The following is a 16,092-nucleotide window of genomic DNA, read 5'->3' on the forward strand; positions in this document are numbered from 1 at the left end:
GCCGGGGCGCTCCACCCCGAGGATATTTGGCGACACAAGATGTGTTGGGCGCGCGCCGCTCCGTCAGGTCGAGCGGAGGTCGAGAGTCCGTTGCCGAAGCCAGGCCACGAAACCGCGCGGGTTATCGGCCCAGGCGGAAATGGTGGTCCTGTCGATCACCTGGCCGACAATCGGCGCCTGTGGCCTGTTCAGCGCGTGGACAACTTCGTAGAGCAGAAGGCCCTGACGCAACGTGGCGGAAACCCGATTGGCCATCTGGTACCAGCGGGAATTGCTGCCTGGAAAATGGATGGGCAGAACTCGGGCGCCGGACCTCTGTATCATCTTGGCGGTGAAAGGGTTCCATTCCCGCTCGACGGGAGGTCCAAAGAGGCTGTCGGACGACGCCACCACGCCTGAGGGGAAGAGCACGATACAGCCGCCAGCCTTCAGATGATCCATGGCCTGCCGCCGCATGTCCAGGTTCTGCTGGAGTGCGTCCTCCTCGTGGGCGAAGGGGACGGGGATCATGAACTGGTCGATCTCGCCCACGCCGGTCAGCAACGAGCGGGTCAGGATCTTGTAGTCCGTACGGCGGCGCCCGATAAGCTCGGCAAGGACCATCCCGTCGACAAGGCCATGGGGGTGGTTCGCGACAATGACGAGGGCGCCGGTGCGGGGGATACGCGCGATTTGCTCCGGCGGGGTCCGCAGCGCGATCCCCATCACATCGAGCGCCTGTTTCCAGAAGGCCTGGCCATTGGGAACGCCCATCGCCTCGAACCGCCGGATCAGGCGAAGAAGGCGGAGTTTTCCGGTCAGCGCTTCCATGGTGTGGATCACACCGCGCCGGACGGGGCTTTCAAAGGTATTCGCATAGGACAGGCGGCGCCGGTCGTAGGGCTGATCCGCTAGGTTGCCGTCGCCCTGGCCCAGCAGCTGGCGCGTCGGCCGACGCCGTGCAGGGAGGAGCCTGTCCTGGGTCGATTCCACCACCGCGCAAGACCTCCGGGCCGATCCGCCTTACATCGGCTCGCCGAACCGGTTGGCGACGAGCTCCGCCAGGGCCTGCGCAAGTTCCTCGGCCTGCGGGCCGCTGGTCTCGACTTCAATAGAGGTTCCGCGGGAGCCTGCCAACATCAAAAGGCCCATGATGCTGTCGCCGGCTGCGTCCAGGCCGTCCTTGCGGACTGTGGCCGACGCGTCGAAGTCTTCGACGGTCTCCACGAATTTGGCGGAGGCACGGGCGTGCAGGCCCTTTTCGTTGACGATCTGCAGCGTCTGCACGACGTTCTTGGACATTCAGAAGCGTTTCCCGGTGGTTCCGTCGAAGCTGTTGATGTACTTCCGCCCCGCTTTCAACGCGGATTGCACGGCGGCGTCCACCGGCATTTGCCGGGATTTTGCCAGCTTTATGAGCATCGGCAGGTTTGCGCCATAGAGGATCTTGCGATTTTCCTTGTCGCAGGCCCTGAGCGAGAGATTTGAGGGGGATCCGCCGAACATGTCCGTCACGACCACGACGCCGTCGCCGCTGTCCACCGCGTCGGCCGCCTCGAGGATTTCCGCCTGCTTGGCCAGACGGTCGTGATCCGGAGCGATCGCAATCGCGCGCATGGCGTCCTGCTTGCCGACGACATGTTCGACGGCCGCAAGATACTCGTCCGCCAAACCGCCGTGGGCGACGATCACGATGCCGATCACCTCAAGACCCCGCTTGCGCTGCCGCCTTGTGCGGCGCGACGCTCAAGTTCACGATGTCTAATTGACACCTGCCACCCCGCGTCCGCAAGTGCCTTCCCGAGACGTTGAGCGAGTGTGACCGAGCGGTGTTGCCCTCCCGTGCAGCCGAAGCCGATCGCGAGGTAGGATTTCCCCTCTTCCACGTATGCCGGCAGAAGCAGCAGGGCGAGATCGCGCACCTGGGTGAAGAAGGCGTCGAACCGCGGATCCTCCATCACGTGCCGGGCCACCTCGTCTGAAAGTCCGCTGAGCGGCCTGAGCGACGGCTCCCAGTACGGATTTCGCAGAAAGCGGCAGTCGAACACCATGTCCAGGCCCCGCGGCAACCCGCGCTTGTAGGAGAAGGAGTGGATGGACAATGCCAGCCGTTTCTCCTGTCCGCCGCCGTACCAGCGTGCGATCTCGGCCTTCAGATCGTGGACGGTGAGTTCCGACGTGTCGATCATGATGTCGGCCCGTTGCTGGATCGGTGCCAGCAGGTCGAATTCCCGCTTGATGCCTACGCCCGGGCTCTCCGCCGGGGCGAGAGGGTGGCGGCGACGGGTTTCTGAGTAGCGCCGCAGAAGGATTTCGGGGTGGCAATCGAGATAGAGGATCTCCATGCCGCGATCTTCCATCCCGTCGCTCAGTTCCAGCAGCGCGTCGGGCGAGAAATCCCTGTTGCGGGTGTCGATCCCGAGCGCGAGAGCCGGACCGGAGGCCGGACCGTCCAGCAGACGCGGGACCAAGCTCAGAGGCATGTTGTCGATGACCTCGAACCCGAGGTCCTCCAGCGCGCGGATGGCGGTGCTACGGCCAGCACCCGATGGGCCGGTCACCAGAACGATCCGGCGCGCCGGCCCGTCGCCCGGAAGGGGAAGGGGAGGTGTCTCGGTCATGGTGTCTCGCGCCGGTCCTTCAGGCAGTGGAACAATGCTCCTGCCGCATTTAACCCGGGTGGGCGATAGAGCAAAGTTACTGATTGACCGAGCAGGCGCATGTGCCGGGGCGGCGGCAGTCGCTCGGTCTCCGTCCGGTCGAGGTCCATCACGTAGGTTACATCGGCCTCGGGGCAGCTCGGCAAGCGGAGTAGGCCGACATACCGCGCCTCGATCCTGCCTTCGATCGTGGGCGGGCAGGATGCCGTTAGTCGGTGGCCGTCGCGGCGGATCACGGTGCGGTCATCCGCGACGAGACAGGCGCCGAGAGCGATCATGTCCAGCGCCAGGCTCGACTTGCCGCTGCCGGACGCCCCGAGGATCAGCAGGGCCCGGCCGTCGAGCGCGACGCAACTGGCATGAAGGACCGTCTCCTGCGTCGGATCTGCGGTCTCGTTTTGTGTCTCCAGCGTTTCGGCCCCTTCCGCGGCCACGATCGGTGCGCCGGCCGAACGGGTGCGGAGCGGCGGCGGAGGCTTCGGGGGAGGCGTCATTGGCGCGGCCTCCTCACGGTTTAGATCGGAAGGCCGACGACGAAACGGGCGCCGAGCGGCTCGGAAGTGATGTCGGCCTCGGTCGGGCGGATGTTCTCGGCCCAGATCACGCCGCCATGCGCCTCGACAATCTGTTTGGAGATCGCGAGACCCAGCCCGGAGTGGTCCCCGAATTGCCCTGGCGGCCGTTCCGAATAGAAGCGGTTGAAGATCTTGGTGAGAGCCTGCTCGGGAATACCCGGTCCGGTATCCTCGAAAACCACGAGAACGCGATTGTCCCGTTTGCGGACCCAGACGCGAACGGCATCCCCCTCCTCGCAGAAGCTGATGGCGTTGGTGATGAGGTTGACGAACACCTGTGCGAGGCGTGCCTCGAGACCGTAGACCATGATCGGCTGTCGGGGCAGGTCGGTGATGAACTCGACACCTTTCGATGCGGCCTCCTGACCGAGGTAATCGGTCAGGTTCGTGAGCATATGGAGGAGATCGAACTGGTCCTCCTCCTCCTTCACCAGTTCGCTGTCGAGGCGGGACGCATTGGAAATGTCGCTGACGAGGCGGTCCAGGCGCCGCACATCGTGGTCGATCACGTCGAGGAGCTTTTCGCGCTGATCCTCGCGTTTTGCCACGCGCATCGTGCCAACGGCGGAACGGAGGGAGGCCAGTGGGTTCTTGATTTCGTGGGCGACGTCGGCGGCAAATTGTTCGTTTGCCTCGATCCTGTCGTAGAGCGCGGCGACCATTCCCCGAAGCGCGCCGGACAGGCGGCCGATTTCGTCGGGCCGGCCCGTTAGGTCGGGGATGCGGACCCGGCCCGGAGCGAGCTTGCGGACGTTGCGGTCGCGCCCGATCTCTGCGGCTGCGGCGAGATCCGACAGCGGGTTGGCGATGGTCGAGGCGAGCACGAGGCTGAGCCCGATAGAGACCAGAATGGCGATCACGAACATCTGGAGCACCTGCTCGCGCTCCTTGCGGACGAGCGAGTCGATTTCGCCGGCCGCGGAGGCGACGGCGACGGACCCCATCAGAGTCTCGCCCTGCATGATCGGCGCCGCAACGGCGAACAGCTTTTCACCGGCGGCGTCCACCCCGGTTGCGGTCGGCGTCGTGCCCGGCGCGACGTTGGGCACGAGGGCGTCGGCAAGGTCCTTTCCGTCGGCGCCGGTGAACTCCAGGTTGCCCGGGGTCAGAAGGCGCGAGGTGGCATTCCAGATGCTGTTCAACGCCCCGGTGATGATATTGCCACCCTCGGGCCGATCGAGTTCGATGGCCGGACCGGAGCGGTTGGCAACCTGCTGGCCGGCGCCGTCGTAGACGAAAACAGTGACACCGCGCGACAGCGACAGGGCGTCGAGCGTCGCCTGCGGGTTGATGCCGTCGCCGCTTGCCAGGCTGACAGGGGCGTTGCGCGGCATCTGCGCTTCGAAAACGTTGGCGATCAGGCCGGCCTCTGAATTCAGGCCGGAGACGCGTTGTGCAGTCAGGCTGTCGCGAAACGGGTTGAGATAGAACACCCCGCCGACGAGGATCAGCAGCCCGATGAGGTTGAAGGTGATGATCTTGCGCGCCAGCGGCGAGCGATTGAGCGTCAGGTAGCCGCGCCTCTCGCGTTTTCGGCGCACATCCGCATCGGAGGCTTCGGGGCTGACCCAATCCTCTCCGAGAACGACATCACTATTTACCACACCACGGTTGTCACGCACGCGCGTATTCCCCTTCGGGGCCGGAGGATCACTCCTCGTTGTACCTGTACCCAATACCATAAAGTGTTTCGATCGCGGAAAAATCACTGTCGACGCTGCGCATCTTTTTACGCAGACGCTTGATGTGGCTGTCGATGGTCCGGTCGTCGACGTAGACCTGGTCGTCGTAGGCGACGTCCATCAGCTGGTCGCGGCTCTTCACGAAGCCGGGCCGCTGGGCCAGTGCCTGGAGCAGAAGGAACTCTGTCACGGTCAGCGACACGTCCTGGCCCTTCCAGCTCACCGAGTGGCGCAGCGGGTCCATCGTCAGTTCGCCGCGGACCATGATCTGCGCGGTTTCGGGCTCGCCGGATTCATCGGCCGCGATCGCTTCCTGACGGCGCAACAGCGCGCGGATGCGTTCCACAAGAAGCCGTTGAGAGAACGGCTTTTTCACGTAGTCGTCCGCGCCCATCCGCAGGCCGAGCACCTCGTCGATCTCGTCGTCCTTGGACGTGAGAAAGATGACGGGCATGCTGGTCTTCTGGCGCAGCCGCTGCAGCAGGTCCATGCCGTCCATCCGGGGCATCTTGATGTCCAGAACCGCCATGTCGGGGAGCCGGCGGTTGAAAGCGTCCAGCGCCGACTGCCCATCGTTATAAGTCTCGACTTCGAAGCCCTCCGCTTCGAGGGTCATCGATACTGAGGTCAGGATATTCCTGTCGTCGTCAACCAGCGCGATGCGCGACATGCCCGGGGTTCCTTGTACTGCTCTAGCATCATTATCGGCGCATTTTCCCGCTTAGTGACCACGGAATCAACCAAGAATGCGAATCGCGACCGGGTATGCCACCTTTGGAAAGGCTATTTCGGAGGTGGATTGCGTATTTGCATCACATGGTGCCGCGTACGCCGCGAGTTTCGACATGCAGAAAGGGAAACCCTGTCATTCACCCCCACGGAAATGGGGGTTCGGCCGCTAACATGCCGGTCTTGTCGCAGTCCATTCTCTGTTGGTCGCTGTTATACGGACCTCGCCGGGCCAGTGGGCCCGCGCTGGCTGGGCAGATTGCCCGCAATCCGAGGAGACAAGCATGGAAACGCAAACGGCCACACCGACCAAAAACGCCCGGCTGATCGCCTGGGTCGAAGAGATGCGTGCCCTGTGCAAGCCCGAACAAGTCGTTTGGTGTGACGGTTCCCAGGAAGAATACGACCGGCTGTGCCAGGAAATGGTGGATGCCGGAACCTTCATCCGCCTTAATCCCGAAAAACGTCCCAATAGCTACCTGGCTCGCTCGCATCCGTCCGACGTCGGCCGCGTCGAGGATCGGACTTTTATCTGCTCCAATAGCAAGGAAGATGCCGGCCCCACCAACAACTGGGCCCCGCCCGCCGAAATGCGCGAAACCTTGAACGGGCTTTTCGATGGCTGCATGGCCGGGCGCACGATGTATGTCATTCCGTTCAGCATGGGGCCGATCGGCTCCCCGATTGCGAAGATCGGCGTCCAGATCACCGACAGCCCCTATGTCGTCACGAACATGCGGATCATGACGCGCATGGGCCAGGCCGTGCTGGATGCGCTCGGTACGGACGGAGAGTACATCCCCTGCATGCACTCCGTCGGCGCGCCGCTGGCGGCGGGCGAGGAAGACGTGCCGTGGCCGTGTGAAAGCGATATCCAGAACAAGTATATCGTCCACTTCCCGGAAACCTACGAGATCTGGTCCTACGGTTCGGGCTACGGCGGCAACGCTCTGCTCGGCAAAAAGTGCCTGGCGCTCCGCATCGCCTCGGTGATGGCGCGGGACGAAGGCTGGATGGCCGAGCACATGCTCATCATGGGTCTCGAGTCCCCCGAAGGAGAGAAGACCTATCTCGCCGCGGCCTTCCCGAGTGCCTGTGGCAAGACCAACCTCGCTATGCTTCTTCCGCCGAAAGGGTTCGAGGGTTGGAAAGTCAGCACCGTCGGTGACGACATCGCCTGGATCAAGAAGGGTCCCGAGGGCGAGTTGCGGGCAATCAACCCCGAAGCCGGCTTCTTCGGCGTCGCTCCGGGCACCAACGAGGCCTCCAACCCGATCGCGGTGGAAACGATCCGCAAGGACGTCATCTACACCAACTGTGCGCTCACCGACGATGGCGACATCTGGTGGGAAGGCATGACGAAGGAGCCGCCGGCACACCTGATCGACTGGAAAGGCAACGACTGGACGACGGAAAGCGACACCCCGGCGGCGCACCCGAACGCGCGCTTCACGGCACCGGCCGCCAACTGCCCGTCCATCGACGCGGAGTGGGAGAACCCGGCCGGTGTGCCCGTCGCCGGTTTCATCTTCGGCGGCCGGATGAGCAAGGACATGCCGCTTGTGTTCCAGTCCTTCAACTGGAGCCACGGGGTCTACCTTGCCGCGACCATGGGGTCGGAAGCCACGGCCGCCGCGATTGGTCAGGCCGCAATGCGGCGTGACCCGATGGCGATGTTGCCGTTCTGCGGATACAACATGGCCGATTACTTCACCCACTGGCTGAACGTCGGGCGCAAGGTGTCCAACCCGCCGCGGATCTTCCGCGTCAACTGGTTCCGCAAGGACGAGAACGGCAAGTTCATCTGGCCGGGCTTCGGCGACAACATGCGCGTCCTGAAGTGGATCGTGGACCGCGTCCACGGCCGGGGCTACGCCGTCGAAAGCCCGATCGGCTGGATGCCGCGCCACGAGGACATCTCCTGGGACGGCCTCGATTTCCCGGCCGAGACCTTCTACAAGCTGATGGAAGTTGGACGCGAAGCCGGCGCCAAGGAAGCCCATGCCCACGAAGAGCAGTTCGACAAGTTCTTCGACCGGCTTCCGAAGGAGTTCATCTTCGAACGCGAACTCCTGCGCTCGCGCCTGTGGCGCTCCCCGGACCATTGGGAACTTGCACACGAAGACGTGGTTCGGCCTGCTGGCTGAACCCATGAAATCGGGCGGCTCAGGCCGCCCGATTTTCCATCAAGGGCCGGGGAGCCGTGCGATATGCGCGAATGCGCGATTATCCGGAATATCCCAGGTCCGAACGCCTTGGTTGGCAGACCCGCTGCCCGCCATCACTTCAACAAGAAGGACCGCAATAGCGGTCGTGAGGAGTAATAGATGACCAATGGACGTGTGAATTCGTCGTATAGCCTGCAAGAGCAAGGTATCACCGGACTGGGCGAAGTACATTACAACCTCCTGGTTTCGCAACTGATGGAAAAGGCCATCGCGAAGGGAGAAGGTCACATCGGTCTGGGTGGCACCATGCTGGTCAACACCGGCAAATTCACCGGCCGGTCGCCCAAGGACAAACACGTCGTTCGCGACGACGTCACCGAGAACACCATCTGGTGGGAAAACAACACCCCGATGTCGGAAGAGGGCTTTGCCAACCTCAAGGCCGACATGCTGGAGCACATGAAGGGCAAGGAGTTCTTCGTTGAAGACCTCTACGCCAACGCCGACAAGGATCACCGGCTCAACGTCCGCATGGTGACGGAATTCGCCTGGCACGGCATCTTCATGCGCCACATGCTGCGCCGTCCGGCCCGTGTGGAACTCGACAGCTTCATCCCCGGTCTGACCGTGATCAACAGCCCGTCCTTCAAGGCCGATCCGGAGCGCCACAACTGCCGGTCCGAGACCGTCATCGCGCTGAACCTGAAAGAGAAGCTGATCCTGATCGGCGGCACCGAGTACGCCGGCGAGAACAAGAAGTCGGTCTTCACCACGCTGAACTACCTGCTGCCGGAAGAAGGCGTCATGGCCATGCACTGCTCGGCCAACCACGCCCCCGGCAAGCCCGAGGAGGCCGCTGTGTTCTTCGGCCTGTCCGGGACCGGCAAGACGACGCTGTCGGCCGACCCGAACCGCGTGCTGATCGGTGACGACGAGCATGGCTGGGACAGCAAGGGCGTCTTCAACTTCGAGGGCGGCTGCTACGCCAAGACCATCAACCTCTCGGCGGAAGCGGAACCCGAAATCTACGCCACGACGCGGATGTTCGGCACCGTCATCGAGAACATGGTCTACGACGAAGACTCGCTGAAGCTCGACTTCGACGATGACAGCCTGACGCCGAACATGCGCTGTGCCTACCCGCTGTTCTACATCGACAACGCTTCGGCGACCGGTGTTGCGGGTCACCCGAAGAACGTCATCATGCTGACCTGCGACGCCTTTGGCGTGCTGCCTCCGATTGCGCGTCTGTCGCCGGAGCAGGCGATGTACCACTTCCTGTCGGGCTTCACCTCCAAGGTTGCGGGCACCGAGCGGGGCGTCACCGAGCCGCAACCGACCTTCTCGACCTGCTTCGGTGCGCCCTTCATGCCGCGCCGTCCGGAAGTCTACGGCGACCTGCTGATGAAACAGATCAACGATCACGGTGCGACCTGCTGGCTGGTGAACACCGGCTGGTCCGGCGGCGCCTACGGCGTGGGCTCCCGGATGCCGATCAAGGCCACCCGTGGTCTGCTTTCCGCTGCGCTCGATGGCACGCTCAAAACGGTTGCCTTCCAGAAGGACCCGCACTTCGGGTTCGAGGTTCCGGTGGAAGTGCCGGGTATCGAGACCGATCTGCTGCACCCGCGTGACACCTGGAAAGACAAGGCAGCCTATGACGAGCAGGCCAAGAAACTGGTTGGCATGTTCAAGGAGAACTTCCAGCAGTACCTGCCCTACGTCAGCGAAGACGTAAAAGCTGTCGCGATCGGCTGATCCGGCCCTTCGGCAAGACCTATTGCGACGGCCCGGTCATTCCGGGCCGTCCTTCGTTTGAGGAGTGTGACGTGCACGGCCTTGTGGGCGATGGCGGGGCGGGCCAGTATCGGTTCGGCCAGCTTCGGGGGAGAATATCCATGAACGCAGTCGGGCCGCTTCTCGTGGCGGCAGTTCTCGGTGTCGCAGTGCCGGGTCCCGCCCGGGCGGACGAGGTGCTCGTCTTCGCGGCCGCAAGCCTGCGGGATGCGCTGCAGGAATTGGCTGGAGCCTGGCAGGAGGCGACCGGCCACACCGCGATCCTCTCCCTCGCAGGCAGCTCGACCCTCGCAAGGCAGATCGAGGCGGGCGCGCCGGCGGACCTGTTCCTGTCCGCGAACGAGGCGTGGGTCGATGAGCTGGAACGGGACGGCCTCATTGAACCGGGCAGCCGGCGCGATCTGCTGAAAAACTCCCTCGTGATCGTGGCGCATGACCCGGAGGCAACGCCGCTCGACATGAATCAACCGGATGCGCTAAAAGCCCGTCTCGGCGACGGCAGGCTCGCCATGGCGCTGGTCGATGCGGTGCCTGCGGGGATCTATGGCAAGGCGGCGCTCCAGTCTCTCGGGTGGTGGGATGGCCTCGCTCCCTCGGTCGCGCAGACTGACAACGTGCGAACCGCGCTGGCGCTGGTGGCAACGGGAGAAGCGCCGTTCGGCATCGTCTATGCCACTGACGCCCGGGCGGAGCCGCGCGTCACCCTCGTCGGCCGGTTTCCGGCGGAGACACATCCCCCGATCGTTTACCCGCTCGTCCGGATCGCAGGCAGCCCTACGGACGCCGCTGACGAACTGGCCGACTTCCTTGGCGGGCCGGAGGCGGCGACCGTGTTCCACGCCCACGGCTTCGCGTTGGCATCGGAAGGCGGCTGACCATGGCGCTCGGACTGTCCGCGGAGGCATGGGCGGCGGTTCTGCTGTCGCTCAAGGTCGCGTTCTGGGCCGTGGCGGTGAGCTTGCCGCTGGGCATCGGCATGGCCATGCTTCTGGCACGCAAACGCTTCCCCGGACGGCACCTGCTCAACGGGCTCGTGCACCTGCCCCTGATCTTGCCGCCCGTGGTGACGGGCTATCTGCTTCTCGTCACTTTCGGGCGCAAGGGCGTCGTCGGGGCGTTTCTCTACGACACATTCGGCATCACTTTCGCTTTCAACTGGAAGGGGGCGGCTCTGGCAGCGGCGATCATGGCGTTTCCGTTGATGGTCAGGGCAATCCGGTTGTCGATCGAGTCGGTCGACCCGGGGCTGGAGCAGGCGGCATCCACTCTGGGCGCCGGGCGGCTGCGGGTCTTTGCGACCGTCACCCTTCCGCTGATCCTGCCCGGTGTGATCGCGGGGGCGATCCTCGCATTCGCCAAGGCGATGGGAGAATTCGGGGCCACCATCACCTTCGTCTCCAACATTCCCGGACAGACCCAGACCCTGCCCTCGGCCGTTTACGCCTTTCTACAGGTTCCAGGCGCGGAGGGGCAGGCGGTGGCGCTGGTCGCGGTGTCCGTGACCCTCTCCATGGGTGCGCTTATCGCGTCCGAGATACTGGCGCGAAGGCTTCATGGCAGGATGGAAGGGCGATGACGTTCTCGGTCCGCCTCCGCCACCATCTTTCGGATTTCACCCTCGACGCCGCGTTCGAGGCGCCCGACGGCGTGACCGCGCTCTTGGGCCATTCCGGGGCCGGCAAGACCACCGTGGTGCAGGCCGTGGCGGGCCTTCTGCGCCCGGACGAGGGCCGCGTGGCCGTAGGCGGCTGGGTCATGGGCGACACCGCCGCCGGCGTGTGGTTGCCTCCGCACCGGCGCGGGGTTGGGTATGTGTTCCAGGAGGGGCGCCTGTTTCCGCACATGACGGTGCGCCGCAACCTGGCCTACGGATGCCGCGCGCAGGGCAGGGGGGTGGAAGAGGCGGAGTTCGACCGGATCGTCCACCTGCTCGGCATCGCAGGCCTGCTCGACCGACGTCCTGCCGGTCTGTCCGGCGGCGAAAAGCAACGTGTCGCCATTGGACGCGCACTCCTCTCCCGACCACGGCTGCTGCTGTTGGACGAACCGCTCGCGGCGCTGGACGAAGCCCGCAAGCAGGAGATTCTGCCCTTCATCGAGGCGTTGAGGGACGAAGCCGGCTTGCCGATCCTTTACGTCAGCCATGCGGTAGCGGAGGTCGCCCGGCTAGCCACCACCGTGGTCGTTCTGGAGCGGGGGCGCGTGCTGCGGTCCGGGCCGACGGCAAGCGTGCTGTCGGATCTGGAAATCGTGCCGAGCTTCGGACCGCGCTCGGCCGGGGCGGTGATCGAGGCTCGGGTCGTCGCTCACCTGGCCGACGGGCTGAGTGAGTTGCGCACCTCCGCCGGTGCGCTGCTTCTGCCCGGCATTGCCGCCCCGCCGGGTCGCCTGCTGCGCATCCGCATCCTTGCGCACGAGGTCATCCTGTCGCGCGCCCGGCCAGAAGGTCTGTCCGCGCTCAACATCCTGCCGGCCACGGTAAGCGGCCTGCGAACCGTGCCGGGCGATTGCGTAATGGTGCAGCTCGCCTCCGGCGATGACACTTTGCTGGCGCGCATCACGACCCGGTCCGCCCGCGCGCTGGCGCTGACCCCTGGAACGCCCTGCCATGCCATCGTCAAGTCCGTCGCGGTGGCCCCGCAGGCCTTGGGGGACGGCTGAACCTGTCGCGGCCTAGAACACCGCCCGCCGGATCAGGTTCAACCCCGCCACCACCAGCACCGCCAGCGTCATGCGCCGGAACATCGCCTGGTCCAGGCGGTCGTGGACGCGCTGCCCGAGCCACATTCCCGCCAGTGCCGGCGCGAGGAGGATGACGGAAAACGGCACCGTCTGAGCGTTCAGGACGCCAGTTTGCAAATGCGTTCCGAGCAAAAGGATCGAGGCCATCCCGAAGCCAACGCCCTGCACGCGCACCTGCTCCGTCTTGGGCGTGTCGAGCGCCGTCAGATACATCACCAATGGCGGCCCCCAGACGCCGGAGATGCCGCCGATCCCGCCCGCCACGGCGCCCAAACCGATTTCTGCTCTGCGGCGATGCTCGCTGGTGATCGCCGGTTTCCACCCGGAAAGCTGGGCGACGCCGAAGAGCATGATCGGAACGCCGATCAGCGCGTAGATGATACGCGGGTTCACCGCCGTGACCAGTTGACCGGACAGGACGAGGAAGACCCCGCCGATGAGGAAGAAGAGGCGGTAGCGGCGAACCGCGTCCCATGCCGCCGCCGGTCCGTCCCGCAGCGCCTGCATCCCATTCGTAACTAACGTCGGAAGGATCAACCCTGCCAGCGCAAGTTCCGGCGAGAGAAAGGAGGCAAGGCCCGAGATCATGATCATCGGCATCGCGAACCCCGTGGCCCCTTTCACGAAGGCGGCAACCAACGTGATGGCGAAGGCCGCCACCAGAAGCAGGGGCGGGAGGATGCCGTTGAGAGACAGGTCCATCCACAGGAGTTAGCGTATCCGGGGACATCGCGCACCGGATTTTAGTGCGGGACATAAAGAACTCTATTACTTTGTCCAATTGAAATTATGTTGCTCTGCGACTGCGAAGGTCGTATCCCCGTCCGAGACCCGATGACGGAGGATTCGACCTATGCCGCACGATGGACAGGACCTGCCCAAGGCCGACGCTGCCGGACCGCTTCTGGATGACCTGCTGACGCTGACCGAAGCCGCCCTTGTGCCCGTGGATGGCGTGCTGGCGCAGGCGCGCTCGGCCGTGCGCAGCCGCGTGACGGAGGACGGGCGCGTCTCCGGGCGGCTTGTCGAGGAACACCAGACCGCAGCTCACGCGCTGGCCTGGCTGGCGACTTACGCTCAGGCACTGAACCAGATGCAGGCATGGGCCGAACGACTGGAAGCGCAGGGCAAGTTTGGCGAGATCGAACGCCTGATCCACCAGATCGCCTTCGCCGAATATCTCGCCCAGATCCGCGGCGGCATTCCCATGTCGCAGGGCGAAATCGTCCGGATGCGGGACATGGGCCTGGATGAAAGCGAAGCGCATAGCGCCCTGGAAACTCCGGAGGTCGATCTCCTTTGCCAGAGCGGCAACAGCCAGCGCGCCCGCACGCGTCTGGTGGAGTTGATGCAGGAGCAGGCAGCGAACATCACCGTTGGCGCCACGGGGCTGGACGACGAATTGGAGATGATCCGCGAGCAATTCCGCCGCTACGCCCTGGACCGCGTGGAGCCCAACGCCCACGAATGGCACCTCAAGGACGAGTTGATCCCAATGGAGATCATCGAGGAACTGGCCGAAATGGGTGTCTTCGGGCTGACGATCCCGGAGGAATACGGCGGGTTCGGCTTGTCGAAGGCATCGATGGTGGTGGTCTCCGAAGAGCTGTCGCGCGGCTACATCGGCGTCGGCTCGCTTGGAACCCGCTCCGAGATTGCCGCCGAGCTGATCCTCGCCGGTGGCACCCCGGCGCAGAAGGAACACTGGCTTCCGAAACTGGCCAGCGCGGAGATCCTGCCGACAGCGGTCTTTACCGAGCCCAACACCGGCTCTGACCTCGGCTCCCTGCGGACACGCGCGGTGAAGGACGAAAACGGGGACTACAGCGTCACCGGGAACAAGACCTGGATCACCCACGCCTCGCGGACGCATATGATGACGCTGTTGGCGCGGACCGATCCGTCCACGAAAGACCACAAGGGCCTGTCCATGTTCCTGGCCGAAAAGACGCCGGGTACGGAGGAGAATCCGTTCCCGTCCCCCGGCATGACCGGCGGCGAGATCGAGGTGTTGGGCTATCGCGGCATGAAGGAATACGAGCTCGGGTTCGACGGCTTCAAGGTGAAGTGTGAGAACCTGCTCGGTGGCGAGGAGGGGCAGGGCTTCAAGCAACTCATGAAGACCTTCGAGGCCGCCCGCATCCAGACCGCTGCGCGCGCTGTGGGCGTGGCACAGTCGGCGCTCGATATCGCGACGCAGTACGCGCAGGACCGCAAGCAGTTCGGCAAGGCGTTGATCGAGTTTCCGCGCGTCTCCGGCAAGCTGGCGATGATGGCGGTGGAGATCATGGTGGCCCGTCAGCTCACCTATTTCGCGGCCTGGGAGAAAGATCACGACCAGCGCTGCGACCTGGAGGCTGGCATGGCCAAGTTGCTGGGCGCACGCGTGGCCTGGGCGGCCGCGGACAACGGGTTGCAGATCCACGGCGGCAACGGGTTCGCGCAGGAATACGCGATCAGTCGCGTGCTTTGCGATGCGCGTATCCTCAATATCTTCGAGGGTGCGGCGGAGATCCAGGCGCAGGTCATCGCCCGCCGGCTGCTCGGCTGACGTCCACGTGGCGTTGGGACGCATTCTGCTCAGGCGCGACGCGGCCCTAGGGTCGCGTCGCGTTCGGTGTGGAGTGTGGTGTCGTGTATCGAATCGGAAGGTTGCTGTCGTGTGGAGGCGCGATCGCGCTGGCGTCCCTTTCGGCCTGCACCGGACCCACCGACAGTGCCGATTTCTGGGAACTGAACGCGATGCGCCCCGGGCATGTCTTTCCCCAGAGTAGCCCGGCCACGTTCGTCAACACCTTTGACCAATTCTGTGTGGAGGGCCCTGACAGCCTCCGTGCGATGGATGTCCTGCTTCGCCGGTCCGGGTATGTGCCGCTACGATCCAATTGGGGCGAGGGCGGCCGCACTTATGTCGTGGATGACATGCGTCCCGCGATCATGGTTTCCGGAACATCCTGCGCGGCGGTCGCCGGGTCCCGGACCGGGCAGACGGACCGGGCGCGGCGCTACATCGGCACGCGATTTCCGGGCGCGGAGCCCGTCAGGGAGGAAATGGACACGGAGGGCGCCCGGGAAATATGGCTGGTCGGAACGAATCCGCCTGACATGATCGGAACGGCTCGACACGTGGGACCGGTGCCGGGATCGCGTTTTGTAATCCTGCGCCAGCGTGAGGGCCTGTTCGCTGGTCCGTGACGCGGCGCGCGCGCCCCGGATGACGTCAATCCCAGTCGGTCGGCAAGGCCGGGTTCAACAGATGCGCGCGCGCCCGGGCCACATCAGCAGGATTCGAACGTCCCACGGACATCTCTGGAAGGTCGTCGGGATCAAAAAAGCCCGCACCCGACGTCTCCGCCCCGGGCATCGGTTGCGATTGGTCCATCCGCTCGCAGAGGAAGGTAGTGCCCCGAGAGATGGTGTAAGAGCGCCGACCTTCGGAGAGGTCCAAGGCTGATCAGGTCGCCACGGCGGACAGCCTAACGGTTGTAGTGTCGGTGACACGCGCCAGGCTTTCAAGAGACATGTATCTCCGTGCAACCGTCCATTCGTCATTGGTCTCGAGCATCAGCGCGCCGACGAGACGGACGATGGCCTCGTCGTTCGGGAAGATGCCGATGACGTCGGACCTGCGCTTGATCTCCCGGTTCACCCGCTCCAGTGGGTTCGTCGACGCGATCTGGGCCCAATGCTCACGCGGAAAATCCATGTAGGCGAGGACGTCGTCGCGCGAGGCGTCCATGAGGGCGCCGAGCCGCGCCTG

Annotated in this window: 16 protein-coding genes; 7 read left to right on the top strand and 9 right to left on the bottom strand. The window is 64.5% G+C overall.

What is annotated here, in order from left to right:
* Window positions 1-63: 63 nt before the first annotated feature.
* The 7 genes from BM075_RS19270 to BM075_RS19300 all read right to left on the bottom strand — a co-directional run bounded on the left by BM075_RS19270 (window position 64) and on the right by BM075_RS19300 (window position 5,566).
* A complete protein-coding gene (locus BM075_RS19270) occupies window positions 64-918 on the bottom strand; it encodes a lysophospholipid acyltransferase family protein (protein WP_093362354.1) in 855 nt (284 codons plus the stop codon).
* An 84-nt stretch (window positions 919-1,002) separates the two neighbouring features.
* Window positions 1,003-1,281 (bottom strand): HPr family phosphocarrier protein, encoded by a 279-nt coding sequence (locus BM075_RS19275; protein ID WP_093362322.1) that lies wholly within the window; start codon window positions 1,279-1,281, stop codon window positions 1,003-1,005.
* The gene (locus BM075_RS19280; RefSeq protein ID WP_093362323.1) at window positions 1,282-1,683 is read right to left on the bottom strand and encodes a PTS sugar transporter subunit IIA; all 402 of its coding nucleotides are present in this window, start codon (window positions 1,681-1,683) and stop codon (window positions 1,282-1,284) included.
* Complete coding sequence (rapZ, locus tag BM075_RS19285; RefSeq protein WP_093362324.1) at window positions 1,680-2,600, bottom strand: RNase adapter RapZ; 921 nt, start codon at window positions 2,598-2,600, stop codon at window positions 1,680-1,682. The genes BM075_RS19280 and rapZ overlap by 4 nt, the downstream gene beginning before the upstream one ends.
* On the bottom strand, window positions 2,597-3,133 hold the full coding sequence (locus BM075_RS19290; protein WP_093362325.1) for an HPr kinase/phosphorylase: 537 nt from the start codon (window positions 3,131-3,133) through the stop codon (window positions 2,597-2,599). Before BM075_RS19290 ends, rapZ begins: the two co-directional genes overlap by 4 nt.
* Before the next feature lie 20 nt (window positions 3,134-3,153).
* The gene (locus BM075_RS19295; RefSeq protein WP_093362326.1) at window positions 3,154-4,896 is read right to left on the bottom strand and encodes a sensor N-terminal transmembrane domain-containing protein; all 1,743 of its coding nucleotides are present in this window, start codon (window positions 4,894-4,896) and stop codon (window positions 3,154-3,156) included.
* Entirely contained in the window at window positions 4,865-5,566 is a 702-nt protein-coding gene (locus tag BM075_RS19300) for a response regulator transcription factor (protein WP_093362327.1), read from the bottom strand. The genes BM075_RS19295 and BM075_RS19300 overlap by 32 nt, the downstream gene beginning before the upstream one ends.
* A gap of 343 nt (window positions 5,567-5,909) precedes the next feature.
* On the opposite strand from BM075_RS19300, the gene BM075_RS19305 reads away from it, so the two are divergent.
* The 5 genes from BM075_RS19305 to modC all read left to right on the top strand — a co-directional run bounded on the left by BM075_RS19305 (window position 5,910) and on the right by modC (window position 12,251).
* On the top strand, window positions 5,910-7,772 hold the full coding sequence (locus BM075_RS19305; RefSeq protein ID WP_093362328.1) for a phosphoenolpyruvate carboxykinase (GTP): 1,863 nt from the start codon (window positions 5,910-5,912) through the stop codon (window positions 7,770-7,772).
* Window positions 7,773-7,952: 180 nt separating this feature from the next.
* Window positions 7,953-9,551 (top strand): phosphoenolpyruvate carboxykinase, encoded by a 1,599-nt coding sequence (locus BM075_RS19310; RefSeq protein WP_093362329.1) that lies wholly within the window; start codon window positions 7,953-7,955, stop codon window positions 9,549-9,551.
* Between the two features lie 140 nt (window positions 9,552-9,691).
* Complete coding sequence (modA, locus tag BM075_RS19315; protein WP_093362330.1) at window positions 9,692-10,465, top strand: molybdate ABC transporter substrate-binding protein; 774 nt, start codon at window positions 9,692-9,694, stop codon at window positions 10,463-10,465.
* Window positions 10,466-10,467: 2 nt separating this feature from the next.
* Window positions 10,468-11,166: a molybdate ABC transporter permease subunit gene (gene modB, locus BM075_RS19320; protein ID WP_093362331.1), complete on the top strand. Its 699-nt coding sequence runs from the start codon at window positions 10,468-10,470 to the stop codon at window positions 11,164-11,166.
* Window positions 11,163-12,251, top strand: a complete 1,089-nt coding sequence (modC, locus tag BM075_RS19325) for a molybdenum ABC transporter ATP-binding protein (protein WP_093362332.1) — start codon at window positions 11,163-11,165, stop codon at window positions 12,249-12,251. The genes modB and modC overlap by 4 nt, the downstream gene beginning before the upstream one ends.
* 12 nt (window positions 12,252-12,263) lie before the next feature.
* Here modC and BM075_RS19330 read toward each other — a convergent pair whose 3' ends face one another.
* Complete coding sequence (locus BM075_RS19330) at window positions 12,264-13,034, bottom strand: sulfite exporter TauE/SafE family protein (protein ID WP_093362333.1); 771 nt, start codon at window positions 13,032-13,034, stop codon at window positions 12,264-12,266.
* Between the two features lie 151 nt (window positions 13,035-13,185).
* Here BM075_RS19330 and BM075_RS19335 point away from each other — a divergent pair, with 151 nt between their 5' ends.
* Together BM075_RS19335 and BM075_RS19340 are read left to right on the top strand one after the other, a co-directional pair.
* On the top strand, window positions 13,186-14,883 hold the full coding sequence (locus BM075_RS19335) for an acyl-CoA dehydrogenase family protein (protein ID WP_093362334.1): 1,698 nt from the start codon (window positions 13,186-13,188) through the stop codon (window positions 14,881-14,883).
* Between the two features lie 83 nt (window positions 14,884-14,966).
* A complete protein-coding gene (locus BM075_RS19340) occupies window positions 14,967-15,527 on the top strand; it encodes a hypothetical protein (protein ID WP_143089914.1) in 561 nt (186 codons plus the stop codon).
* A 259-nt stretch (window positions 15,528-15,786) separates the two neighbouring features.
* Here BM075_RS19340 and BM075_RS19345 read toward each other — a convergent pair.
* A partial coding sequence (locus tag BM075_RS19345; protein ID WP_177208419.1) for a transposase occupies window positions 15,787-16,092 on the bottom strand: 306 nt, incomplete at its 5' end.

It is taken from the genome of Tropicimonas isoalkanivorans (genome assembly GCF_900112335.1).
Taxonomy (GTDB): Bacteria; Pseudomonadota; Alphaproteobacteria; order Rhodobacterales; family Rhodobacteraceae; genus Tropicimonas; species Tropicimonas isoalkanivorans.